At 40.5% G+C, this 24,833-nt stretch carries 14 protein-coding genes; 7 read left to right on the top strand and 7 right to left on the bottom strand.

Annotated elements, in window-relative coordinates:
- Positions 1-120 precede the first annotated feature (120 nt).
- The gene (locus M1D52_RS13175) at positions 121-1,749 is read left to right on the top strand and encodes an NADP-dependent glyceraldehyde-3-phosphate dehydrogenase (protein ID WP_013666929.1); all 1,629 of its coding nucleotides are present in this window, start codon (positions 121-123) and stop codon (positions 1,747-1,749) included.
- 72 nt (positions 1,750-1,821) lie between these two features.
- Here M1D52_RS13175 and M1D52_RS13170 read toward each other — a convergent pair whose 3' ends face one another.
- Together M1D52_RS13170 and M1D52_RS13165 are read right to left on the bottom strand one after the other, a co-directional pair.
- Positions 1,822-3,111, bottom strand: coding sequence for a M16 family metallopeptidase (locus tag M1D52_RS13170; protein ID WP_437392773.1), 1,290 nt, complete (start codon positions 3,109-3,111; stop codon positions 1,822-1,824).
- 1 nt (position 3,112) lies between these two features.
- On the bottom strand, positions 3,113-4,348 hold the full coding sequence (locus tag M1D52_RS13165) for a M16 family metallopeptidase (protein ID WP_013666931.1): 1,236 nt from the start codon (positions 4,346-4,348) through the stop codon (positions 3,113-3,115).
- Positions 4,349-4,464: 116 nt separating this feature from the next.
- Here M1D52_RS13165 and M1D52_RS13160 point away from each other — a divergent pair, with 116 nt between their 5' ends.
- Complete coding sequence (locus tag M1D52_RS13160; protein WP_437360721.1) at positions 4,465-5,349, top strand: 1-aminocyclopropane-1-carboxylate deaminase/D-cysteine desulfhydrase; 885 nt, start codon at positions 4,465-4,467, stop codon at positions 5,347-5,349.
- Between the two features lie 137 nt (positions 5,350-5,486).
- A complete protein-coding gene (lat, locus tag M1D52_RS13155; RefSeq protein WP_437360723.1) occupies positions 5,487-6,818 on the top strand; it encodes an L-lysine 6-transaminase in 1,332 nt (443 codons plus the stop codon).
- Positions 6,819-6,822: 4 nt separating this feature from the next.
- Here the strand turns inward: lat and M1D52_RS13150 are convergent, their stop codons facing one another.
- The 3 genes from M1D52_RS13150 to M1D52_RS13140 form a co-directional block, all read right to left on the bottom strand.
- Positions 6,823-8,097: a hemolysin family protein gene (locus tag M1D52_RS13150; RefSeq protein ID WP_437360725.1), complete on the bottom strand. Its 1,275-nt coding sequence runs from the start codon at positions 8,095-8,097 to the stop codon at positions 6,823-6,825.
- A gap of 99 nt (positions 8,098-8,196) precedes the next feature.
- Entirely contained in the window at positions 8,197-9,177 is a 981-nt protein-coding gene (locus tag M1D52_RS13145; protein WP_013666935.1) for a GlxA family transcriptional regulator, read from the bottom strand.
- Positions 9,178-9,323: 146 nt separating this feature from the next.
- A complete protein-coding gene (locus M1D52_RS13140) occupies positions 9,324-9,545 on the bottom strand; it encodes a CDGSH iron-sulfur domain-containing protein (RefSeq protein ID WP_013666936.1) in 222 nt (73 codons plus the stop codon).
- Between the two features lie 126 nt (positions 9,546-9,671).
- Between M1D52_RS13140 and M1D52_RS13135 the strand changes: the two genes are divergently transcribed.
- Positions 9,672-10,142 carry an NUDIX domain-containing protein gene (locus M1D52_RS13135; protein WP_013666937.1) on the top strand — a complete coding sequence of 157 codons (471 nt, stop codon included), beginning with the start codon at positions 9,672-9,674 and terminating at the stop codon, positions 10,140-10,142.
- 27 nt (positions 10,143-10,169) lie between these two features.
- Here M1D52_RS13135 and M1D52_RS13130 read toward each other — a convergent pair whose 3' ends face one another.
- A complete protein-coding gene (locus M1D52_RS13130) occupies positions 10,170-11,228 on the bottom strand; it encodes a DNA topoisomerase IB (protein WP_130855985.1) in 1,059 nt (352 codons plus the stop codon).
- Between the two features lie 661 nt (positions 11,229-11,889).
- Here M1D52_RS13130 and M1D52_RS13125 point away from each other — a divergent pair.
- From M1D52_RS13125 to M1D52_RS13115, 3 genes are read left to right on the top strand one after another with little or no spacing between them, the layout of a single operon-like run.
- The gene (locus M1D52_RS13125; protein WP_437392772.1) at positions 11,890-18,933 is read left to right on the top strand and encodes an SDR family NAD(P)-dependent oxidoreductase; all 7,044 of its coding nucleotides are present in this window, start codon (positions 11,890-11,892) and stop codon (positions 18,931-18,933) included.
- Between the two features lie 10 nt (positions 18,934-18,943).
- A complete protein-coding gene (locus tag M1D52_RS13120; protein ID WP_437392771.1) occupies positions 18,944-23,227 on the top strand; it encodes a type I polyketide synthase in 4,284 nt (1,427 codons plus the stop codon).
- A complete protein-coding gene (locus tag M1D52_RS13115; RefSeq protein WP_013666941.1) occupies positions 23,215-23,517 on the top strand; it encodes an acyl carrier protein in 303 nt (100 codons plus the stop codon). Before M1D52_RS13120 ends, M1D52_RS13115 begins: the two co-directional genes overlap by 13 nt.
- Before the next feature lie 123 nt (positions 23,518-23,640).
- Here M1D52_RS13115 and cfa read toward each other — a convergent pair whose 3' ends face one another.
- Positions 23,641-24,750: a cyclopropane fatty acyl phospholipid synthase gene (cfa, locus tag M1D52_RS13110; protein WP_437392770.1), complete on the bottom strand. Its 1,110-nt coding sequence runs from the start codon at positions 24,748-24,750 to the stop codon at positions 23,641-23,643.
- Positions 24,751-24,833: the final 83 nt, after the last annotated feature.

Here is a 24,833-nt window from a genome sequence, read left to right as displayed (position 1 = left end):
TGCGTTTTTGTTGTGAAAATATTAATAAATTATCTATTTTCACCAAATCCAAACAGAAGGCGATGATAAGTTGCCACAGCTTAATATCGACTGTTTTACAATCATTATCAAACAAAAGAAATGAACTTTAACGATCAATTAAAATCTCTATTTGTACCGGAAAGCGAAATACCGGAAGAGTTTGCCATTCATGAAGAACTCCATCAGCGAGAATATCTCTGTGATGGGGAGATGCGTAGCTGGACAGGTCCTGTCAGCGAAGTGTACTCGCCTATATGTGTACCCGACGCGCAAGGAATTTTGCAGCGTAAATTTATTGGCACCTATCCTATTTGTACCGACAAGGAAGCCTTGGAAGCACTGGATGCCGCTGTAAACGCCTATGACAACGGTCGTGGCGAATGGCCTACTATGAGTATTGACAATCGGATTAAATGTCTACAAAAATTTGTTTTCAAAATGAACGAGCAACGCTCGTTAGTAGTTAAGCTGATTATGTGGGAGATTGGGAAATCTCATACGGACGCGGCGAAAGAATTTGACCGGACAGTTGATTATATAAACGCTACGATTGATGCACTAAAAGATATAGACCGTCAGTCATCCCGATTTGAGATCGAAGAAGGCGTCGTAGCACAGATAAGACGGTCGCCCATTGGTGTAGTTTTATGCATGGGGCCATTTAACTATCCTTTAAATGAAACATTCACAACGCTGATCCCGGCGATTATTATGGGAAATACGTTGCTTTTTAAACCACCGAAACACGGTACATTATTGCATTATCCTTTATTGAAGGCTTTTCAGGAGTCTTTTCCAAAGGGTGTAGTTAATACGATCTATGGACGAGGAGCAACGATTACACCGGGCCTGATGCAAACAGGCAAAATAAATGTGTTAGCTTTTATAGGTTCAAGTAAAGTAGCAAATGACCTTAAAAAACGCCATCCAAAGATTAATCGCTTGCGGGCTGTACTTAGCTTAGATGCCAAAAATGCGGCAATCGTTACTAAAAATGCCGATATTTCGCTTGCTGTTAATGAAACTGTATTGGGCGCTTTATCATTTAATGGACAGCGGTGCACCGCTATTAAGATCGTTTTTGTTCATAAGGACATTGTGGATGATTTTCTTATTAAGTTAGGGGAAGCCATTGCAAAATTGAAATTCGGTATGCCTTGGGTTCCGGGTGTTAGCTTAACCCCCTTACCGGAGCCAGGTAAACCGGAATATTTAAAAGAGTGCATCGATGATGCTCTCCTGCACGGTGCAAAGGTCGTTAACGAAAATGGCGGAGCTAGTCTAGCTTCTTTTGTTTACCCCGCAGTGGTTTATCCTGTAAATGAAAAAATGAAATTGTATCGCGAAGAACAATTTGGCCCCGTTATTCCGGTAATTCCCTATGACTCGATTGAGGAGCCAATTAAATATCAGATTGATTCTCCCCACGGTATGCAGGTAAGTATTTTTAGTAATCATGCGCAGGAGATTGCATCGTTGATTGATCCATTCGTAAATCTCGTTAGCAGAGTGAATATCAATAGCCAGTGCCAAAGGGGACCTGACAAATTTCCCTTCACTGGTAGGAAAGATAGTGCAGAGGGCACCTTGTCTGTTGTAGACGCTTTGCGTTCCTTCTCTATTCGATCATTGGTAGCCACCAAAATGAATGACAAGAATAAAGAACTCATCAATGAAATTGTAAATCATCAAGATTCTAATTTCTTGAGTACTAATTTTATATTCTAAAAAAGAAGCAGTCTCCGGTTCTTGACGAAGACCCCTATCGGAGACTGCCTTTATGAATGCGTTTATTTCGGATTAACCAACCATTTTGCCAACTACTACCTTGATCATATTATTATAATCAAGATATTTGTTAGCAGTATTCATAATGGTTTCGGGTGTACTACTTTTTACAATCTGTAAGTGGCGATTATAGTATGTTAAATCCAATCCAACGAAGTGTACGTTTTTAAATTTATCTACATGAGAGAAAACGTTTTCCAGTGAGCCAAGAAAAGCACCATTCACGTAATTTTTTACTAAGTTTAGCTCTTCTATCGGTATTGGCTCATTTCGCAAACGATCGATTTCTTTTTCGATTTCTACCAGTGTTGCATTGGTTACCCCTACGCCAACTTCAGTTGCTATGGTAAAAAAAGCCCCATATTTTAAAGATGCGATGCCTGATCCGATGCCATACGTAAAACCTTTTTCTTCGCGAATATTGGACATCAATCGTGAACCGAAATAACCTCCTAAAATCGTGTTTAATAGCTGAAGTGAAGAAAAGTCAGGATGCTTCCGGTTGATGGTTTGGTAGCCTACTCGAATAGCTGATTGTAAGGCATCCGGTCGTTCAATAAGTATGAGATTTCCCTTTTGCGAGCCCTTGTCCACCATGCGCTGTTGCGTTTGATCAAGCGGGCGGGCATCCCATTGATCTCCGAAAATCTTTCTAACAGTTTGATGGACTTGGTTTGTCACTCTTCCCGATATAAATATCGTGCAATTACCTGCATTTATCTGGTGCTGATAGAGCTTCAAAATATCCGAACGCTCTAATCGATCATAGTCTTCTATTTCGGGGGAATATGCATATCGATTGCTGTCGAAAATAGTTTTGTTAAAAACTCTTCTTGCAACAAAGTCGTTTTTCTTTAATGATACAGAAAGATTTTGTTTGTTGTTACGAACATAAGTATTTAGCTCACTTTCGGGGAAAATACTTTCTGTTAGAACGCTTTTTACAATAGGCAATAACTTCTCTACGTGCTTATTTAGGGCATATAAAGTAAGAGAGGTATGATCAAAAGAATACTCCGGCTGCAAAAATGCGCCATAAAAATCTACTTTTTCCGCTATTTCCGCGCTCGCATATTGTTTAGTGCCCTCCAAAAACATACCGGCTAAGGCAATATTAAGTAATGGAAGGTGCAGATCTTCGGTATTCAGGTTTTGAAATACCCATTCTATTTTTACCAAATCCTGCTCCCCGGAGTTGAAAACAAAGAGATCTACTCCGTTTTGTAACACTTCGTGTTCGGGTTGCAAAAGCCTTACTTCTTCTACAACATTAAATTGGGGGGCAATGGTTCTGTCTATCATGCTAACTTGCTAAATAAAATAAAGTGGACGAATTTTCTAATTGAAATATTTGTTGTGCTGTCTTCTGTATATCCTCAGGGGATACATTTAGGTATTTTACAACTTCGTCGTTAAGCATATCTGCGTTGCCTAGCAATTCAAAATATGCCAGATTCATCGCCTTGTCGAGAATTGACATCTCTGCAAATACCATGGTCGATTCTATTTTATTCTTTACCTTTTCAAGTTCATATCCCAACACGGGCGTATTTTGTAAATCACGTAATTGTTCCCATACAGCGTTTTCGGCAAGCTCCATTGTGGTACCTGGCAAAGGTTTACCTTCTACTATAAATAAACCATTATCTAAACTGCCCAATAAATAAGCATTTATTTCACTGAAAAGCGATTGCTCTTTTACTAATCGACGGTACAATCGGGATGAATTACCTCTTGATAATATGTCTGAAATCAAATCGCAGGTATAATAGTCTTTTGAACGCCTATCGCTCATATGGAATGCCATATAGAGACTATTAACCGGTACATTGGCGGTAACTACCTCTCTTCGCGCCTCCAATTGCTTTGGCTCCGCCTCAAGATTGCGAATATATTTGGTACCGGAAGAAATGGAGCCGAACCACTTTTCGGCTAAATCTTTTACCACACTTACGTCCACGTCTCCTGCAATAACTAATATGGCATTTTGCGGCGTGTAATGTTTCTTAAAAAAATCCTTCACATCTTGTATTGATGCCAGTTCTATGTGGGAAATTTCCTTTCCGATGGTGGCCCATTTGTAGGGATGCTGTTTGTATGCCAACGGTCGTAACTTAAGCCATACATCTCCGTAAGGTTGGTTAAGGTAACGTTGCTTGAATTCTTCCGATACTACTTGTTTTTGCGTTTCCAGGCTTTTTTCGCTAAACGCCAAACTTAACATGCGGTCGCTCTCCAACCAGAAAGCAGTTTCCAGATTAATGGCAGGCAGCGTTATGTAATAATTTGTGATATCATTGCTGGTAAAGGCGTTACTTTCGCCACCAACTCGTTGCAGCGGCAAATCAAACTGAGGGATATTAACGGATCCACCGAACATCAAATGTTCAAAAAGATGAGCAAACCCCGTCTTATCGGGTTCCTCATCCCTTGCTCCTACATCGTAAAGTATATTGAGTACGGCCATTGGAGTCGACTTGTCTTCGTGTACCAATACCCTTAAGCCATTGTTTAACGTGAACCTTTCATATTTTACCATAGATTGTTGTTTTATTTTGGGTTAGCAAACCTACTATAAATTTTAGAATAAAAAACCTAACAATCTAATATTTGCCGGCTTTTCCGTTTAGTTTTGTATGGCAAAAATTACGCAGCATGTTTCCTTTTAATTTTTTTAGTCCTATAGAGCGACTACGATACGAGCCTTTTTATAAAAAGAACTATACAGTAGATATCAAACGAGATGATCTGATCCATCCCTTTATCTCAGGCAACAAATGGAGAAAGTTAAAGTATCTGTTGCAAGATGCTCATAAAAACGGAAGGAATCATTTGGTAACATTTGGCGGAGCTTGGTCCAACCACCTCCTTGCAACCGCCGCTGCCGCTGCTTCATTCGGATTTAAATCTACCGGCTTTGTGCGAGGCGAGCCGGTAGACAACGCCAATCTGAAACTTTGTCAATTATTTGGTATGCAGCTTATATTTGTTGAAAGAGAGGCTTATAGAAATAAACAACATGTGTTTGATCGCTACTTTGGACAGCATAAATATGCCTATTTCATCAACGAAGGAGGCGCTTCCTCTCTGGCTTTACTCGGTTGTGCGGAAATAATTGATGAGCTTCACGCAGATTATGATCATATCTTTTGCGCCTGTGGGACGGGTACGACTTTAGCTGGCTTAAGTATGGGATTAAAACAGCGTAACCAACAAACCAAATTACATGGTGTTTCTGTTCTCGCCGGTGGTGATTTTCTCTTAGAGGATATAAAAAAATTGTACGATGAAGCAGACAACATTACAATACATACAAGCTATCACTTTGGTGGATACGCAAAAACAAAACCGCCATTAATGGATTTTACTAAGTCGTTTGTTAGCAGCACCGGTGTCTTAATAGAACCTGTGTATACAGCTAAAACCTTCTATGCGTTGATGGATTTGATTGAAAACAATTACTTCCAAGAAGGTGCAAGAATTTTAGTCCTGCATACCGGTGGACTAATCGGTATTTTAGGTAAAATAGACGAGTTTTAGTGATATTTTGTTGAATTGGTATTTTTTTGTCATAAATAATAGGTTGAAATTGAAATATGAAATAATTATTCGGTATAAATTGCGTTTTTTTGAAATTTTATCTTATGTTTGATAATAAACCAAATCAATAGCATTTTATGAACAGGATCTCCATTACTCCCGAAAATGCACAGGCCATTATTGGTAAACACGTACTTACTGATGGTTATGACTTAACATTGGATCTAAAGAAGAGCCAAGGCGTTATGATGTACGATTCAAAGCATGGCAGAGAAATTCTCGACTTCTTCACTTGCTTTGCTTCCGTACCACTGGGTTATAACCATCCTAAAATGTTAAATGATGGCGATTTCAAAGAAGATTTACTACTAGCAGCATTAACAAATCCATCTAATTCGGACATTTATACAATGCAGTACGCTAAATTTGTAGACACATTTGATCGTGTGGGGATTCCCTCTTATTTACCGCACGCTTTTTTTATTGCGGGAGGTGGTTTGGCCGTGGAGAACGCGCTGAAAACAGCAATGGATTGGAAAGTACAAAAAAATTTCCAAAAGGGATATATTAAAGAAAGAGGGTTTAAAGTTATACACTTTCAGAAAGCTTTTCATGGTCGTACAGGTTATACCCTTAGTTTGACCAATACACAACCGGAGAAAACGAAATGGTTTGCCAAATTTGACTGGCCCAGAGTGAGCGTTCCGTATATCGAATTTCCTTTTACTGACCAAGGATATGAAGATCTTCTTAAACGCGAAGAACAGTCGCTAGCTCAAATTAAGCAAGCTTTTGCCGACAATAGAGATGATATTTGCGCTATTATTATTGAACCTATACAATCTGAGGGTGGCGATAATCACGTAAGGAGAGAGTTCTTGGAACAACTACGTATTTTAGCGAATGAAAATGATGCGCTTTTAATTTACGATGAGGTGCAGACCGGCGTAGGTTTAACAGGTAAATTTTGGTGCCACGAACATTTTGGGGCGAAGGCGAGGCCTGATATTATCGCATTCGGGAAGAAGATGCAGGTCTGTGGCATTTTAGTAGGCGAAAAAATTGATGATATAAAAACAAATGTCTTTAAGGTTCCCTCACGGATTAATTCTACTTGGGGCGGAAATTTGGTTGACATGGTAAGAGCGACTAAAATTTTGCAAATCATTGAAGAAGACAAGCTCGTTTCGCAAGCCGCCGAACTCGGTGAATATTTACAGCAAAAGCTTTTGACATTAGCAGACAAGTACACGATAATTAATAATGTTAGAGGTCGAGGATTACTAGCAGCTTTTGATTTTCCGAACAAAGAAAGTCGAAATCATTTTTTAAAGAAAAGCCTTGATAAAAATGCGTTATTGTTGGGATGTGGAGAGCGAAGCATTCGTTTTCGGCCAGCTTTGGTAATACAACGTGACGATATTGACAAGGGTGTTAGTATAATGGGCGAAGTTCTTCAGTCCTTGTAATAGGCTATTCGGGAATGCGGGTAATAAGTATCTTATCGATACGCATTCCATCCATGTCAACAACCTCAAGCTCAAAATTATTCCATCTAACTTTTTCAGTCAAGGTAGGGATATGGTCTAACAGTTTTAACAATAAACCTCCCAGCGTGGTGAAATTATTGGTTTCAGGGACATCAGACACCTTGAAATATTGAATAAATTCAAAGAGGGGCAACTGACCGTCAGCTAACCATGTATTTTCAGAACGCTGTATAATTTGATAATCGTTTGCTGTATCCGTCTTATCACTTATCAATTCATCTAATATATCATTGATAGAAATCAGTCCCTGAAGATCACCATATTCATCTAAAACGATTCCATAATGCTGCTGTGCGCTTCTTAATAGCTCCAAAACTCGATAGGCCGCGGTATATTCCGAAACAAACAGCGCTTTTCTGACATGGCGCTTCAGGTTCGGTGAAGAAGTGGAGGATTCTTGCAGAAAAAGTTCCCTAACCGAAACCAGTCCTAGTAAATTATCCAACGATCGTTCACATACCGGATAAACCGAATGAGGTCGACTTCGGATTTTTGATTTTATGGTCTCCCAATTATCGTTTATATCAATCCAAACAAGATCCATGCGATGAGTCATTAGTTCGCCGGCCCTTCTATCTCCTAATGAAAAAACACGCCGGACAAGATCTTGTTCTATTGGTTGTATTTCCCCTCCCTCCGTACTATCTTTAATGATGGCATTTATTTCTTCTTCAGAGACGGCCTCATCATGATAGTCCTTTATTCCAAATAAGTTAAAAAAAAGATTGCTGGTTTTCGTCAAAATCCAGATAATAGGTAAAGAGATTCTGGAAAGTATGGTCATTGGCGCCGCGATAGTTGTCGCAATTGCCTCAGGATAATGCAAACCTATCCGTTTTGGAATGAGTTCACCGAATACAATAGTAAGATAGGTAATAAATAAAACGACTAAAAAGACTGCAACTGATTCCGCGTAAGGGGCAATTAACTCGATGCTTCTTAAATAGTTGGCCACGGTCAGCGTTAAACTTTTGCCGCTAAAAAGTCCGGTAAGAATACCAACAAGCGTAATACCTATTTGAACCGTTGATAAAAAGGTCGTTGGATTGTTGGCTAATTCGAGCGCTTTAGCTGCCCCCGTATCCCCTTTCTTTATTGAAGCTTCCAGCTTGAACTTTCTGGTTGAAACCAAGGCGAGCTCACTCATCGAAAAAAGGCCATTGATAAGAATGAGTGCAATGATGATTACAATTTCCATTATTCTATTAAATAAATCTAAAAGACGGGTTTATCTCTATCTTTATCTAACAAAATGGGCATCTATTGGTTTTTAGTACTTCTGAAGTTCTTATTCTATTTAAACGGCAATCTGTCTATTATACTTACTTTTATATTGTGTTGGTGAAAGGCCCGTGATACGTTTGAAGGTTGTCCGAAAGGACTTGGAATCACTATAGCCCACGTTATACATTACCTCATTTACGTTTTCATTGCTTGTCTCAAAACTTAACTTGGCGGCTTCCATTCTGACGCGTTGTATGTATTCTAAGATCGTGTTGCCGGTTGCCTTTTTAAAGCGTCGTTCAAAGTTCCTTCTTCCAGTGGCCAATTTATCCGCAAGATCTTCAACGGTAATGCGTTCGCGGAAATTCTCCTCAATAAGCTCCTGTGCACGCCGAACGGTTAAATCTTCATGATCTTTCTGTCTTTGAAAGATGATAAACTGAGATTGATTGTTTCTTTCGATATCAATTTCAAACATTTTCGATGATCGAATGGCCATTTCACGCCCGGCAAATTTCTCCACCAAATACAGGATGAGATTTAGCGACGAGTAGGCACCCCCACTTGTATAAATTCCCCTTTCGTCCGTAATAACCTTGTATGGCATCAGTTTCACGTGTGGGAACATACTACTGAATTCATTAGCCGATAACCAATGCGTTGTGCAGCTTCTACCGTTTAACAAGCCAGTAGAGGCCAAAAGAAAGGCACCGACACATAATGAGGCAATTTCGGCCCCAAGTTGATATTGCTTTTGAATCCAAGGCACAAATTCACGATTTACGGCTACAATATCTTTCATATTTCCGTGAATAGCAGGAATAACAATGAGGTCTGTTTTTTTTAGCTGATGAATCGTCGTGTCAGAACGTATGCTAAAGATTCTGCCCGATGAAACTGCTTCGTCTGAAAGGCCCACTATCTGAATGTCGAAAAGAGCTTCCTTTCCGGTGCTTTGTAGCGCTTCATTAATTTTAGAGAACATTTTATAGGTGGCTTCCATGCTACTCAAGCTCGTTTCGCCTATTGGATTAAGTAAAGAGATATGTTTCATGGAACGAGGTTTTAATGTTAAAATACCGCCTTAAACGCTTTAATTCAGATAACAAATTTAGCATAAAAGGGTGTCGCAAGCAACACCCTTTTATGACGCAATTTGCCTTGAATGACAACTGCTTTTAAATTTGGAGAATCGTTGTTCTATTTTTTCGGCGGGAGATCGAACGCGATTGCTTCGTGTTCGAAATGTCCTTTATGAGAGCCGTCGCAAAACGGTTTTTTTGATGACAGGCCGCAACGACAGATCGATACAACCGTGCGTCCATCCAAACCATATGGTGTACCGTTTTTGTCAACTATTTCAAATTCTCCTTCCACCCTTAGGGAGCCGTTTTCGTTGATTGTTAGTTTAGTTTTAGTCATGAGTTATAATTTGTGCAAAAGTATAAATATGTGGCAGCTCCTGTAAAAATAAACGCAATTCAGATTGATTCTTCGATTTTCTCTGACAGAAGGTATACATTTGTCAATTAAAGAGCCCTTATACTTATGAAAAGAAGCGCAGGTATTTTGCTTTATCGACTAAAAGACGGAAAGGTGGAGTTTTTCCTCGTTCACCCCGGTGGGCCATTTTTTGCGAAAAAAGATCAGGGCTTTTGGACGATCCCTAAAGGAGAGTTTGAAAATGCCGAACCTCCACTTTCCGCAGCAAAACGCGAATTTGAGGAAGAGACGGGATGCTCCATTGAAGGCGAATTTATTGAGCTGGACCCTGTGATTCAAAAGGGCGGAAAGAAAGTCCTATGCTGGTTGTTGGAAGGGAATATGGACTTGGATAACATCCGAAGTAATACCTTTGAGATGATATGGCCTCCCAAATCGGGAAGAATACAACAGTTTCCCGAAATAGACAAGGCTGGATGGTTTTCCATAGACGAAGCAAAACGATTGATAAACGAAAAGCAAATTTCGTTCCTTGATCAGGCTTTTTCTCTCCTTAGTGCTCGGATGAATAGTTGAATAATCACTTCGTCCTATTTGGATCAATCAAGAAGTTAATCTCAATAGGATTTGCTGGCTTTTCTTTAAGTTATGAAGAAATGTTATCAAGAGTGGTTCGACTTCATGAATAGGCAGTGATTTCACTTCATCGCTAGTAGTTTTGCGAAGATAGCTTTGCAAGCTGCCCGCTAAATAGGCATCAATTAAGTCATTACAAACATATGAAGCTCTACATACGGCTCTTGTGTTTCCCAATTTTTTAGCAACGAAATCCAGACAGGCATTTAGGTTCTTTTTATAAGACTTCACCTGTTGCTCTTCAGTGCTTAGCTCAAGTAGGTACTTAAAAGCCCATAAGGTTGCATACCATGTTCTAAAATCCTTTGACGTAAAGTTCTGTCCGGTGTGCCTTTGGATATATTCATTTAAATCGCCGGAATCTAAGGAGCAGATTTCCTGATCGTCATTATAATATTGAAAAACCTCTTGGCCTGGAATTTCCATAACCTGACGAAGCCTCTTAGTCAAACTACGATTACTGAGTTTAATGTTGTGCTTTTTGCCCTTTTTTCCTGTAAAGTTAAAAGTAACAATTTGTCCTTCTATTTTTACATGTCGACTTCGTAAGGTCGTTAATCCATAACTGTTATTCTCCCGTCGATAGCGGTCGTTCCCGGCGCGCATAAGAGTGTTTTCCATGATGCTGAGTGCAATGGCAGAAACGCGGTCTTTACCAAGGTTTCGTTGTCTGCAATCAGCCGTAATCGCCTCTCTCAATGATGGTAGTACCTTTCCAAAGGCGAGGATACGATTAATTTTGTGCTTTTCTCTTGTTTCGTTCCATAGCGGGTGATATAAGTATTGCTTTCTCCCCTTATCGTCCAATCCGGTGGCCTGAAGATGGCCATTATCGTAAGGACTTATCCAAACGTTTTTCCAAGCTGGCGGAATCACTAAACTTTTTATTCTTTTTATTAGTTCTTTATCAACGATCGGCTTTTTATTGATGTCTAAATAGCAATATCCCTTCCCCTTTTTTACCCGAGTATAACCATCAGAACTATCATTACAATAGCGCAACTGCTGCTTGCTTACTTTTAACATAACTGTCCGAATTTAGAATAGTTAACATATATTACTAAGCTTTTGTGTGAATTAGGGAGCTGGATAATCGAATGTTTTTTACTAAAGTGTCAGACACTTCATTTTAGCACATGATGACGCAGAATAGGCTTAGCATGTTTTTTGGTACCGCATTAGATTTATGCTAATGCGGAGGGCGCTCGCATAATATTTGGAACTTTTTTTATGCGTATTTAACATGGAATCGAGCTTCTTTAATGTTTTCTTAACAAAAAATCAACAAAACCATCATTACCGATCGAAAAACAGTTGAAATGTTGCCGATTTGCTTTAAAAAACCAATGAACAAAATGAACAAAAGAAAAAAGTCCATCATTTACTAATTTGCATCACAAATAACAGATAGAAATGCTTTGTTATAATCTCACGCTATTCGAGGCAAACACAAAAGAATGATGATTGCATATTGTAATTTAAAGACACCTCTTCTATTTCTTTGTTCGCTTTTGAATTTATGCACATACAAAGCAAATTAATAAAACGAATGCTGATTTGGCCTTCGTAAGAACCTCACATAATAGTTCATCAAATTTATGAAACAGAACAATAAGCAGATCCCTTAAACGAAAAAAATCCAACCAACTATTTTTTATCGTTTACTACACTTATAATTATTAGCATCATGAAAACAGCAAAGTTGATTGGTATTACCCCTTTCGAGCTTCCTGATTTGGCTTTATTGAAGGCACTTAGTAAAACCCCTTTTGTACCGGTTCTCCATATCGGTAGAAATCACGATCAGATAGAAAAAATATACGATAATATAAAATCCTATAAGCCAAAGTCCATAGGTCTTTGTTTTCCTGACTCTCACATTCCATCAAAGGAACTTCCATCGTCTGTAGCATATATTATTATGCCATTTTCTAACGAAATCTCAATGGAGGCTATTGACGTAGAAATTATTTTTCAAGTTTATTCTGTGGAAGAGGCAAGACTCGCCAAGGCCAGAGGTGCAAAAACAATTATTATTAAGGGAAATGAATCGGGAGGTCAAGTTGCCTATGAAGCCACTTATATTCTATTCCAGCATGTGATCCAGGATTTTGATCTGCAAAGTCTATCAGTATGGGTACAAGGTGGTATAGGGATTCATTCTGCCGCAGCACTTATTGGATTAGGAGCGGACGGAATCGTAATGGATAATCAACTATCGTTATTCCCGGAATGTAAGGCACCGCAAGCGCTAAAAAATGTCATTGAAAAATTAAACGGCACCGAAACTAAATTAGTCGGTAACTTCCGCGTATTAAATCGCCCTAATGCACCGGAACTTCCCCAAGGTGCTACTTTCTCGGATTTACTTCCATACTTGAATGGAAACTATACACTGGAAGACTCTTATTTGCCTATGGGGCAAGATGTTATCTTGTCAAAAGGACTTGTTAGCAACTATAAAACAATCAATCACCTCGCATCCGGTTTACTTGAAGCTATCAATGGTCATATTAAGCAAGCCAAAACTGAGCATGTGTTAAGAGAAGATAATCCTTTAGCGGAGGAGCTTAAGATACGCTATCCAATAGCGCAGGGACCAATGACTCGAGTGAGTGATCTTCCAAGTTTTGCGGAAGCTGTATCTTTGGGAGGTGCACTGCCTTTTGTAGCACTTTCGTTAATGACGGGTGAAAAAGCAAAAGAATTGATCGTAAAAACGAAAAAAGTGCTTCAAGACCAAACCTGGGGTGTCGGAATCCTCGGTTTTGCGCCGCAAGAATTAAGGGAGGAACAGTCTCGCTACATTTTAGAGGCAAAGCCCCCTGTCCTACTCGTAGCCGGTGGTCGTCCGTCCCAAGCGATTCCTTTTGAAAAAGCCGGGATTAAAACCTTCTTGCACGTTCCTTCTCCTACCCTTCTTGACCTATTTATAAAAGAGGGTGCAAGAAAGTTCGTATTCGAAGGAAGAGAGTGTGGGGGGCACGTTGGTCCGTTATCGTCTCTGGTACTTTGGGAACTTCAAATTGAGCGTATTTTAAAAGAGGAACAGCTACCATCATTTGAACTATTTTTTGCCGGTGGAATACATGATAGTTTTTCAAGTGCCTTTGTATCCATCATGAGTGCTCCATTAGCTATCGGTGGTGCAAAAATTGGTGTGCTCATGGGGTCAGCTTATATTTACACAAAGGAGGCGGTTGATTCGGGTGCTATTCTGCCTGGTTTTCAGGAACAAGCGATAAAGCAGGCGGAAACCGTTCTGTTAGAAACTGCTCCCGGCCATGAAACCAGATGTTTGCAATCGCCTTTTACCTCCTACTTCGAAGAAGAAAAGCGGAGACTTGAAAAGGATGGTGTCGATAAAAAGCAGATATGGGAATCATTGGAGCAGTTAAACGTGGGGCGTTTGCGCATCGCTAGCAAAGGAATCGAACGGGTATCTGAGAATCTGATATATCTGAACGAGGATGTGCAATATCAAAAGGGTATGTACATGATCGGACAGGTAGCCGCTTTAAACAATAAGATCAGAACCATAGCTGATTTACATGAAGATGTCGCCAAAAACAATTATAAACATATTGAACATGCAGAGACCTTTACCTTAACAGAAACAACCAATCATGCGATCGATATAGCTATTATTGGAATGGCATGTATCTATCCGGGAGCACAGGATATTGACGCTTTTTGGCGGAATATACTAGATGCTAAAAATTGTATTACGGAGGTACCTGATGAAAGATGGAATAAAGAGATTTATTATGATCCATTAGATACCAACGGCAGCAAATCTCCATCAAAATGGGGTGGATTTATACCGAAGATCGAATTTGACCCGCTTGAATTTGGAATCCCCCCGCAGTCGTTGGCCGCTATTGATCCAACACAGCTGTTGAGTCTGCTTGTTGCAAAGCGGGCACTTGAACATGCAGGTTATGCCGCGAAGGACGCTAATAAGGAGAATGTATCGGTTATCATAGGTGCGGAAGGTGGCAATGACTTGGCCAATAATTACAGTTTCAGAGCACTTTTCTCGCAATTTTTCGGCGAAATACCGAAGGAAGTTGATGAATCTTTACCAAAACTTACTGAGGACTCGTTTCCGGGGGTATTGGCAAATGTAATTGCCGGTCGAATTACCAATCGATTAGACCTTGGTGGCCGCAATTATACAGTGGATGCTGCATGTGCTTCTTCGCTGGCGGCTATCGACTTGGCATGTCAAGAGCTCATCCTCAACAAATCTGATATGGTGATTGCCGGAGCGGCGGATTTACATAATGGTATCAATGATTATCTGATGTTTGCCAGTACACATGCTCTTTCGAAAAAAGGTCGATGCGCAACCTTTGATGCGGAGGCTGATGGCATCGCTTTAGGCGAAGGTGTGGCAATGGTTGTGCTGAAAAGATTGGAAGATGCTCAACGGGACGGTGATCAAATTTTTGCCGTGATTAAAGGTGTAGGCGGCTCCAGCGATGGAAAGAGTCTGGGGTTAACAGCACCTCGACTTGCCGGACAAACGAAGGCATTGGAAAGAGCCTATTCGCAGGCGGGTTTATCCATATCATCTGTTGAACTCTTCGAGGCACATGGTACCGGCACGGTGGTTGGAGATCGCACTGAATTGAGTGCATTAACGCAGGCAATGGTTAAGAGCGGAGCCATCCCGCAACAAAGCCATCTTGGTTCAGTTAAAACCCAAATTGGGCATACAAAATGCGCGGCAGGTATGGCAGGCCTAATTAAAAGTGCGTTGAGTGTATATTACGGAATTAAACCACCGACTATTAACTTAAAAGAACCTAATGGTTTTTACAACGAAAAAACAAGTCCGTTTGTATTTACCGACAAAGCTGGTTTATGGTCCAATCCACAACGAGTAGCCGGAGTTAGTGCTTTTGGTTTCGGCGGCACAAACTTTCATGCCGTTATTTCCAATCATGCAGATAACAAGGAAATACCGTTCTCTGTTACGAAGCAATGGCCCGCGGAGCTCTTTGTTTTCAGAGGAAATGATTACGAAGAGGCCAGTCTCCTACTCAAGAAAACAAAACGATTAATTGATCTGAACGACTCGGTAAAGTTACGTGATATTGCGTTCTCTCTTGCTACCTATAGCAATGCTCCGGTACAATTATCTATAATCGCTGATTCCATAGCAGATCTGCAATTCAAGATAGATTTGGTATTGTCCGGTACGCATGCGAAGGATACATACATAACAAAGGAGGTTAAGGGAAAAACGGCCTTCCTGTTTGCTGGTCAAGGAAGTCAGCGAATACACATGGCTAGAGAGCTATTGGTGAACTTTCCACGGATGAGATCACTTCTCAGTCGTTACCCGGCATACGAAAAAATACTTTTTCCTAGCAATGCTTTCAGTGAAGAAAGTTTAAAGAAACAAAAGGAAGCCATTAAAGATACGCGTATGGCGCAACCGCTTTTAGGAATAATAGATATAGCGATTGCTAACCTTTTGAGTGATCTTGGCGTCATCCCCGATATGCTGGCAGGCCATAGCTACGGAGAGCTTCCGGCACTCGCATTTGCAGGGGTGTTCAATGAGGGGGATCTCGTTGCTTTAAGTAAAGGGAGAGCCGAAGCTATCTTGGCCTCGACAGGTGACGACAAGGGGATTATGGTAGCCGTAAACGGTGATAAAGCGATGATCGATCAGTTGTTGTCTTCGAGAAAGAACATATACGCCGTCAATCATAATTCTCCACAGCAATGGGTTCTAGCAGGTGAATCCGCTGTGATGGAAAGCTTTATGCAGGTCTTAAAGGAACAAAAAATTTCCTACCGGCAACTGGAAGTAGCCTGTGCTTTTCATAGTCCGTTAATTGCAAAGGCGGAATCTCTTTACGCTGATTTATTGAACGGTTTTTCATTTAAACAGCCTAGCATTCCTGTTTGGTCAAATACAAGTGCTGCTTTATACCCAACGGAAAGTACCGAAATCAAGAACCGTTTGGCTTCTCATATTGTCAATCCTGTGCTTTTTTCAGACCAAATAGAAGAAATGTACGCGAATGGTGCCCGAATTTTTATTGAGGTTGGGCCAGGTAAGACGCTAACAAGTTTGACAAAGTCGATTTTAGGCAAGGAAGAGGTTGTTATACATACAGAGGAAAATGGAAAACACGGTATTTTTCAACTATTAGTGGCTTTAGCGCAATATATAGCTACAGGGAAAACCGTACAGATAGATGTTTTATTTGCAGATCGACAAGCAACTTGGTTAGATCTGGACAACCCGGAGAAACTCAAGAAAAGTTCCTCAATCTGGCTCGTGGATGGTCAGATGGCGATGCCTGCTCAAGGCAAGCTACCCGCTTACAGTGCACTGCCTGTAACGAAGCCTATCATTAATTTTAAAGAACTGACCGTGCAAAACAACACAAAAAGTGATACTTTATCGGTACAAGGATCTGCTGAGCAGCTCACCTTGGAATATTTAGCAGGTATGAAGATGCTAATTCAAGCACAACGGGATGTCCTCCTCGCCTATCTAGGACAGCCTAGTACGAACAATTATATCCATACAAATCCTAATACGGTTCCGGCATCAATGCCTAGTCTCATTGAAAAGAGAGAACAATCTCCGGATCCTGTAGGTAAGAAAGCTAATGAAAACGAACTAATAACATCCGGTCCAAAAACGACAAAGCCTTTGTCTACGATTCTGATGGACGTGGTAAGCGAAAAAACAGGTTATCCAAAGGATATGCTAGGAATGGATCTGGATCTGGAAGCAGATTTGAGTATTGATTCCATTAAGAGACTCGAAATTATTGGCGAGTTGCGTATACAGTTAAGTAACTTTCAGTTTAAAAATAAAAGCCAAGATGAAATGGTGGAACAATTGGCTTCCATCAAAACACTTAATGGTTTACTTGGATGGTTTGACGCAAACATTATAAACGATGTTAATGAAACCTTAACAACGGAAATAACCCGGCAACAACCTGCGCTTCAGAAAGGTGATATCCAAGATATGATTCTAGGAATCGTAAGTGAGAAAACAGGATACCCAACGGAAATGCTCGGTCTTGATCTCGACTTGGAGGCTGATTTAAGTATAGATTCCATCAAAAGAATCGAAATAATCGGTGAACTCAAAGGTAAATTAGAGGCTATTATGCCTAGCGATGAGGAAAACCAAGAGCAAATGGAAAAGCTGTCTGCGTTTAAAACCTTAAATCATTTGATCGATTGGATAGCCGCCAAACTATTAGCTAACGGTGAATCTAAAAGCCTTGCAGATAAAGAAAAGCCGTTCGTTGACACCTTACTTGGAAATAACGAACTTAGTGATACATTGAAACGGATCAAGTTTGAATTGACAGATGTTCATGCTTTATTAAAACAGGAATATCCTAATACCTTGCAAGGTGCAAAAGTTGCCATTACACGCGATGGGAATCTCGGTTTTCTGATTAAAGAGAAGCTGGAAGAACGAGGCGCAATTGTCGATATTGTACCACAAGAAAAAGACCTGGCAGGCTATGACGGACTGGTAATTTTAGATATGGTCGCATCTAATCACCGATTAAATATTATCGATGCCGTCCGCATGGTAAAATCCTTGGATATGAACCGTGTTAAGTGGGTCTATGTGTTATCTGATCACGGTGCTCATGTTGATAAGAATGAAGACCCCAAATTTCTACGAAGTTATCAAGGATATACGGGTTTTATTAAAAGTTTAGATAAAGAATATGATCAGGCAAAATGTCGGACCATTCATTTTATGAATGAAACAAAAGAAGATAAAATTCCTGACTTATTGATTGATGAAATGCTTTGCACGGATGAGCCATCAGTTATCTATTACAAAGATAATTTTAGACATGCAGTTAAAGAAACGAACGATCCTTTACAGACTGCAAACAGAAGTCCGTTTGTTATGGATAAGGATGCTGTTGTTCTTGTTTTAGGGGGTGCCCAAGGGATTACCGCCGCGTTAACTACACATTTAGCGAAGGAGTATCCTTGTAATTATGTGCTAGTAGGCCGGTCTTCATATCCGAGTGACGTGGACTCAAATCAGATTATCATGCAAAGCAAAGAGGAAATCAGAAAGAGCCTAATTGAGCAAGGGTATTCCAAGTCACCTGCAGAGATTGAACAAAGGACAATACAGTTGCATAAAACACAACAAATCCTAAGTAGCATGCAGGCTATTAGGGAACAAGGTGCAAATGTGAGTTATCATGCTGTTGACGTAAGAGATGAAGATGCGCTAGTGCTTCTGATACAGGAGCTCTATAAGAAATATGGCAGAATTGATGGCGTAATTCATGGAGCAGGTATTTTGGAAGATAAGTTGTTTGAAAATAAAACGGCTGATTCCTTCGAACGGGTCTTTAGTACGAAAGTGACCCCATTACGCGTACTCGCTGAACAATTGAGAAATGATACGCAATTTATTGTGTTCTTTTCCAGCATAGCTTCTGTTTATGGAAATAGAGGCCAAACCGATTATGCAGCGGCAAACAGTGTGCTGGATCATTATGCAGAGGTGTTACGAAAGAAAATGAAAGGTCGAGTAATGGCAATCAATTGGGGACCATGGAAAGGTGCCGGGATGGTGTCCTCCAGCCTCGAGAAAGAATACGAACGCCGAGGCATATCTTTAATTCCTTTGGAGAGAGGAAAAGAAACATTTGCCAATGAAATAAAATATGGAAATGAGAGTCGGGTTTTAATTATGGCATAGTTACGCAGAAATGAATAAAAAAGATATTGCAATTATCGGGATGTCTGCTGTATTTCCGGGAGCTCCCGATATCAATTCGTATTGGAATAACATTTTAAAGAAAGTTGATGCTACGGGACCCATACCGTCAAGTAGAATTAACGAACGGTATTTTATTCCCGATGATGAATCCTACGATCGATTCTATTGCTCGCGTGGTGGCTTTATTGATGATTATGCGCATTTTGACCCCGTTACATTCGGTATTCTTCCACTTGCTGTAGAAGGGATGGAACCTGATCAATTACTCACGCTTCAGTTAGTTCATAGCGCTTTGGAAGATGCCGGTGTTTGGAAGAACAAATACAAACTTGATAGAACTTCTATTATCATAGGAAAAGGCAATTACGTGGGGCCTGGGGCGACGCGAGCGGTCGAAGTTGTACATGCAGCAGAGCAGCTGGTGAATGTTATACGGCACTTAATGCCGGATTTAAAAGAGGAGGAGATCAAGCGGATAAAAAAGGAGTTCCAGAAGAAAAAAGGGCGCTTCACTCCGGATACTGCGATGGGCCTCATACCTAACCTGATTGCTTCATTAGTGGCTAATCGTTTTAACCTAGGAGGAGCCGCTTATACCGTTGACGCTGCCTGCGCAAGTTCTTTATTGGCTATAGACCATGCCGTGAACGAATTAGTAAACGATCGATCGGATATGGTCATTGCCGGAGGTGTTCATGTCGGCCAAAACGCCACATTTTGGAGTATTTTCCATCAATTGGGAGCGCTTTCCAAACGGCAGCAAAGTAGGCCGTTTGATAAGGACGCCGACGGATTAATAATTGGTGAAGGTTGTGGTTTCGTAGTCTTGAAAACGCTCGATAAAGCATTATTAGACGGTGATCGGATTTATTGTGTCATAAAAGGTGTCGGTATAAGCAGCGATGGTTCGGGAACGAGTGTCATGAGTCCCTCCACCAAAGGACAAGCGAGGGCAATCGAACAGGCATGGCAACAAGCTGGTTTGTCTGTTAACGATATCGGTTACTTAGAGGCCCATGGTACCGCCACGGTTATTGGCGATCGTACTGAACTGGAAACGCTTAAATTGGTGTTTGGTTCGGCTAGCAAAGGGAATAAAGCAAAAATCGGGAGTGTAAAATCCATGATTGGACATGCGATGCCCGCGGCTGGCATTGCCGGTGTAATAAAAACGGCTCTAGCCCTGTATAATGACACGCTGCCCCCTACCCTGCACTGCGATTCACCTATTGAGGTTATGGCCGAAACTCGATTTGAACCGGTAAATGAACCGATAAACTGGTCTAACAGCGGTTTACCGCTAAGGGCCGGTGTAAATGCCTTCGGTTTTGGCGGCATCAATGCGCATGTTGTATTGGAAGCTTTTACAGTAAAAAATACGGTACATCAGGCCAAGCTAACAGCAGAGGATGAAGTGCGAGTATTGGCACGAAAAAGTGTGGATGAATTAATATTAGCGCTAGAAAGTGACAGCAATGATATAGGCGATGGTGATTTTCGCATAGCAGTTTTTAATCCAACGGTAGACCGGATTAAAAAGGCGATCAATATCGTGACTAAAAATAAGCCCTGGCGTAATAGACAGGATATATGGTATACAAATGCGCCGCTACTACGCGGAGAGAAGAAAATTGCTTTTCTATTCCCCGGTCTAGATGGCTTATCATCGGGCGAAACCGAAAGTGTTTCCAAATACTTTAAAATAGAGCAGGAGTTTCTACTTGAAGATTCTATGCATGAGACAAAAGTTTTTGTTTCTGCCTTGAATCAACTTCAAAATAGTAGAACGATTGATCTAGCGATGAAAAAACTCGGGGTTGTACCGGATATCAATGCAGGACATAGCATGGGCGAGTGGCTGGCGGCCATGTCAGCAGGTTTGGTTACAACGAGTTCTGTCAAACATCTAATAACAAAGCTTGATCCTCAATTGTTTGAAGTAAGCTATGCCAGGTTTATCGCAGTTGGTTGTAGTTATGAACGTATTAAGGGGATTTCAGAAAAAATTCCGTCCCTCTATTTAGCAAATGACAATTGCCCTCAGCAAGTAATACTCTGCGGTACATACGAAGCAATTGAGCAGCTCATTACAGAATTGAAGGTACACCAAATTTTTCATCAGGTTTTACCATTTCAATCCGGTTTCCATAGTCCTTTTATTAAAGATAGAGTGCCTCAAATATTGGAAGGCATCGAAGAAATAGATTTTTTAAGGGTAAAGATTCCAGTTTGGTCTGCCACAAACCTGGCCCCTTACCCTGATACAGTGGAGGCGATAAGACAACTTAATGTTGAACATTTAATACAGCCGGTTAGATTCAGGGAGCTTATTGAAAAATTATACCATCAAGAACAAGTGCGTGTTTTTATCCAGATTGGAGCAGGCGGCATAACAGGCTTTGTTGATGATACCCTCAAAGGAAATCCATATAATGCTTTATCTGCTACTTCTCCCTATCGAGATGGTTTATCTCAGTTGCGAAGAATACTTGCCTCATTGTATGTCGACGGTAAAGAAGTCGACTTAGATTTTTTAGGTCTTCAAACAAAATCACAGAAGGCTGCATCTGTTAAGTTAAATCTTGGTTCACCGCTTGTAAGCACATGGGATTTTCCGGTCCATTCATCGTTTACAAAGCCACCTAAAGATACCGGTTATGTGAGAACACAACGAACGGTAAAACATCCACTTGCAATGGCTGTGATGGACAATATGGAGGAAGCGATGGGTATGTATTCGGATCTGATCGAACTGATTGAAAACAAGGAGTTTTTGAATCCACTACCACAGCGTTTTAATAGGTTTGGAACCGAATCTCATGTGCCCGGGCATTTTGAAACACCGTTCAATATTTCGCTAGATCAGCATCCCTATCTTATAGACCATGCACTGGTAAAACAAAAGCCAGGGTGGCATTGTCCGGAAGATATGGATCCGGTAATTCCGATGACAATGATTTTGGAATTGCTAGGTGAAGCTGCTTTTAATCACGAAAGACAACGAAAGTTGAGCAGAATACAACAGATCCGGGTTTTCCAATGGATGAATGTGAGTAAGCCGTTCAGGGAAAAAGTAGTTGGTGAGAGGAAAAATGACTCTATATGGAGCGTCCGAATTGATAAGTATGCCGAGGCGGAAGTTGTATTAGCCGAAAAATTGGAGAGCTCTTCTTTGCAACTGTTAACGGTGGGTAATTTATTGGATATACAAATTGATCCCGTAACCATTTATGATCGACACATGTTCCATGGGCCAGCTTATCAAGGTATAAAAGCTGTCAATTCTATTGGTGATAAGGGAATAAGGGGAATAATCGTTGGCAGTGGAGGAAAAGGCTCACTGCTAGATAATGCCGGGCAATTATTCGGCTTATGGTTGCAATTAACCTTAAAGGTGAATAAAGTTGCATTTCCTATCAAAATCGATGAAATTATATTTTATCAGGATTTCGCTGATCAGACAGGCGAATTCGAATGTACGTGTTCGCTAACGGACATCAATGACGAAACGGCTACCGCCAACTTTCTGCTTAAAAGAGACGGAAAGGTCTGGGCGGTGATTAATGGATGGCAGAATATACGGTTGGAGTTTGACGAACGCCTATGGCAAGTGTCTATGTCTCCTAAATTCAACCTACTGTCGGAGGAGATATATCCGGAGGTATTCAAATTTCACAAGGCTTACCAAAAAGTTATTTCGTGGGATTTTATTGCAAAACGTTACTTGCCACTAGCGGATCGTAACTTCCTAAACGGCTTAGCGCTTAACAAGAGAAAGAAATGGTTAGTTAGTCGTGTTGCCTTAAGAGATGCGATAAGATCATTACTCTTAAGAGAAACGAACACTGCCTATTACCCCATAGAATTTAGTATTGCTAAACTTGCTACCGGACAGCCCGTTATACAAGGGCCTTTAGCTGCAGATGTTCAGATCTCAATAGCACATAAAAATGATGAAGCCGTAGCCATTGCACGACTCGGTAAACCTGTTGGAATCGATATGGAAGAAATCAAGTCGAGAGGGGTGGGTTTTGAAGAAATCGCCCTGACGGCCAACGAACGACTTTTGTTAAAAGGAAAAGAAGATCGGGACGAGTGGATTACGCGCTTTTGGGTAGCAAAAGAGGCTTATGGGAAGTCAATTGGGAAGGGCTTGGCCGGCAATCCAAAGACTTATCAAGTAGGTGCAATTGAAGGGGATGAGCTGATTATTGAAAGTATAAAAGTTAAAACAATTAAGTACAACAATTATATCATAGGATGGACACTGTAGAAAATTACAACAAACTAAAAAGTGAGGAAATCTTTAGCTTATTGAAGCAGTTTATAACAGATATTATCGGTGAAGAATTTATTGAAGAAATGGACATCTCGATGGAAAGTTCTTTTACAAAAGATTTAGAGATGGATAGTATTGAGATCGTCTCTTTTTCGGAAAAAGTAAAAGCACATTTTGGAGAGGGTATCGATTTTACCGGTTGGCTCTCTGGTTTGGATTTGGATCAATTGATTGATTTAAAAATAAAGGACATCGTAAATTATATACTTTCTTCTCAAGTTTAATATTCCATTTAATCCGTAGGATGTCTGGAAGTCGCTACGCTGCCAGCGTCAGGGTTCTTTCATTACATGAACTAAACATGTCGGTCCACAAAGACGGCTTTTAGACATCCTCGGAATGGGCTCTTAACGTACAGAGAAATAGCGGGCTATATTCCGTTTTTTTGATAAGACCAATTGCCAAACGTTATTATGACGGGCTTTAAACGAAGCTGCACTTACATTTAAATAATACAGCCACATCCTGTAAAAGAGATCGTCATAACTGTTTTTTATGCAATGCCAATAGTTTTTAAAATTTTCTTGCCAGGCATTCAGGGTCAACTCGTAATCAGGACCAAAGTTATGCCAATCTTCCAACGTGAAATAAGGTTCCATGGCAGCGGTTAATTGCCTTGGTGAAGGTATTAGTCCGTTTGGAAATATATACTTATGTATCCACGGATCAGTTGCTGTTGAAGCCTCGTTTCCACCAATACAATGAAGCAGAAAGAGACCGTTGGATTTTAAACAATTATGCACTGTTTGCATAAAGATGCGATAGTTTTTGTATCCGACATGCTCGAACATTCCAATGGAAACGATACGGTCAAATTTTTCATCCAAGTCGCGATAATCCTGCAATCTAAATTCAACGGGCAACTTATGGCACCATGTCTTGGCAAACTCAATCTGCTCCGCGGCAATGGAGATTCCTGTTACGGTAACACCATAATTTTCACTTGCAAACTTTGCAAAACCGCCCCAACCGCAACCTATATCCAAAACAGTTTGACCGGCGGATAAATCCAGTTTTTTACAAATAAGATCGAGTTTTCTTTCTTGGGCCTCCTCTAGAGTCTTGGCATCTTTCCAATAGGCACAAGAATACATCATCGTTTTTCCGAGCATATATTGATAAAGTTCGTTGCCAATGTTATAATGCTTTAAGGCTACATCTATCGATCTTTTCTTATTCTGTAAATTAAATAGCCTTGATTTCAGATAGTACCAGAATAGGGTTGGTTTTCTTTTAAATTTGTCACTTAAATTAGCTTGGATTAAACGATATAAGAGTTCCTCAATATCGTTTGAAACCCACCAGCCTTGCATAAATGACTCACCTAAACCGAGCGAACCTCGTTTTAGAACTTCTTTATAGAATCGACTGTCAACAACCTGTAAGTCGTGGGGTCTGGAACCGTTAATCTGTATATCACATGGTGCTAAAAAATCGTTCAGTAAATCTCTTAACATAGCGTTCAAGTTAAATTAGTTCAGTTAAGCAACTATGTTTTTAACAGTTAAAGGGGTAAGATGTTTATTATCGGGTGAAGTTC

Source organism: Olivibacter sp. SA151 (genome assembly GCF_054130995.1).
This window is presented reverse-complemented; position numbering and strand designations above follow the sequence as displayed.

Excerpts from the sequence above, each read along its gene's own strand:
- M1D52_RS13175 (WP_013666929.1), top strand. The coding sequence starts at position 121 with ATGAACTTTAACGATCAATTAAAATCTCTATTTGTACCGGAAAGCGAA.
- M1D52_RS13170 (WP_437392773.1), bottom strand. The coding sequence starts at position 3,111 with ATGATAGACAGAACCATTGCCCCCCAATTTAATGTTGTAGAAGAAGTA.
- M1D52_RS13165 (WP_013666931.1), bottom strand. The coding sequence starts at position 4,348 with ATGGTAAAATATGAAAGGTTCACGTTAAACAATGGCTTAAGGGTATTG.
- M1D52_RS13160 (WP_437360721.1), top strand. The coding sequence starts at position 4,465 with ATGTTTCCTTTTAATTTTTTTAGTCCTATAGAGCGACTACGATACGAG.
- lat (WP_437360723.1), top strand. The coding sequence starts at position 5,487 with ATGAACAGGATCTCCATTACTCCCGAAAATGCACAGGCCATTATTGGT.
- M1D52_RS13150 (WP_437360725.1), bottom strand. The coding sequence starts at position 8,097 with ATGGAAATTGTAATCATCATTGCACTCATTCTTATCAATGGCCTTTTT.
- M1D52_RS13145 (WP_013666935.1), bottom strand. The coding sequence starts at position 9,177 with ATGAAACATATCTCTTTACTTAATCCAATAGGCGAAACGAGCTTGAGT.
- M1D52_RS13140 (WP_013666936.1), bottom strand. The coding sequence starts at position 9,545 with ATGACTAAAACTAAACTAACAATCAACGAAAACGGCTCCCTAAGGGTG.
- M1D52_RS13135 (WP_013666937.1), top strand. The coding sequence starts at position 9,672 with ATGAAAAGAAGCGCAGGTATTTTGCTTTATCGACTAAAAGACGGAAAG.
- M1D52_RS13130 (WP_130855985.1), bottom strand. The coding sequence starts at position 11,228 with ATGTTAAAAGTAAGCAAGCAGCAGTTGCGCTATTGTAATGATAGTTCT.
- M1D52_RS13125 (WP_437392772.1), top strand. The coding sequence starts at position 11,890 with ATGAAAACAGCAAAGTTGATTGGTATTACCCCTTTCGAGCTTCCTGAT.
- M1D52_RS13120 (WP_437392771.1), top strand. The coding sequence starts at position 18,944 with ATGAATAAAAAAGATATTGCAATTATCGGGATGTCTGCTGTATTTCCG.
- M1D52_RS13115 (WP_013666941.1), top strand. The coding sequence starts at position 23,215 with ATGGACACTGTAGAAAATTACAACAAACTAAAAAGTGAGGAAATCTTT.
- cfa (WP_437392770.1), bottom strand. The coding sequence starts at position 24,750 with ATGTTAAGAGATTTACTGAACGATTTTTTAGCACCATGTGATATACAG.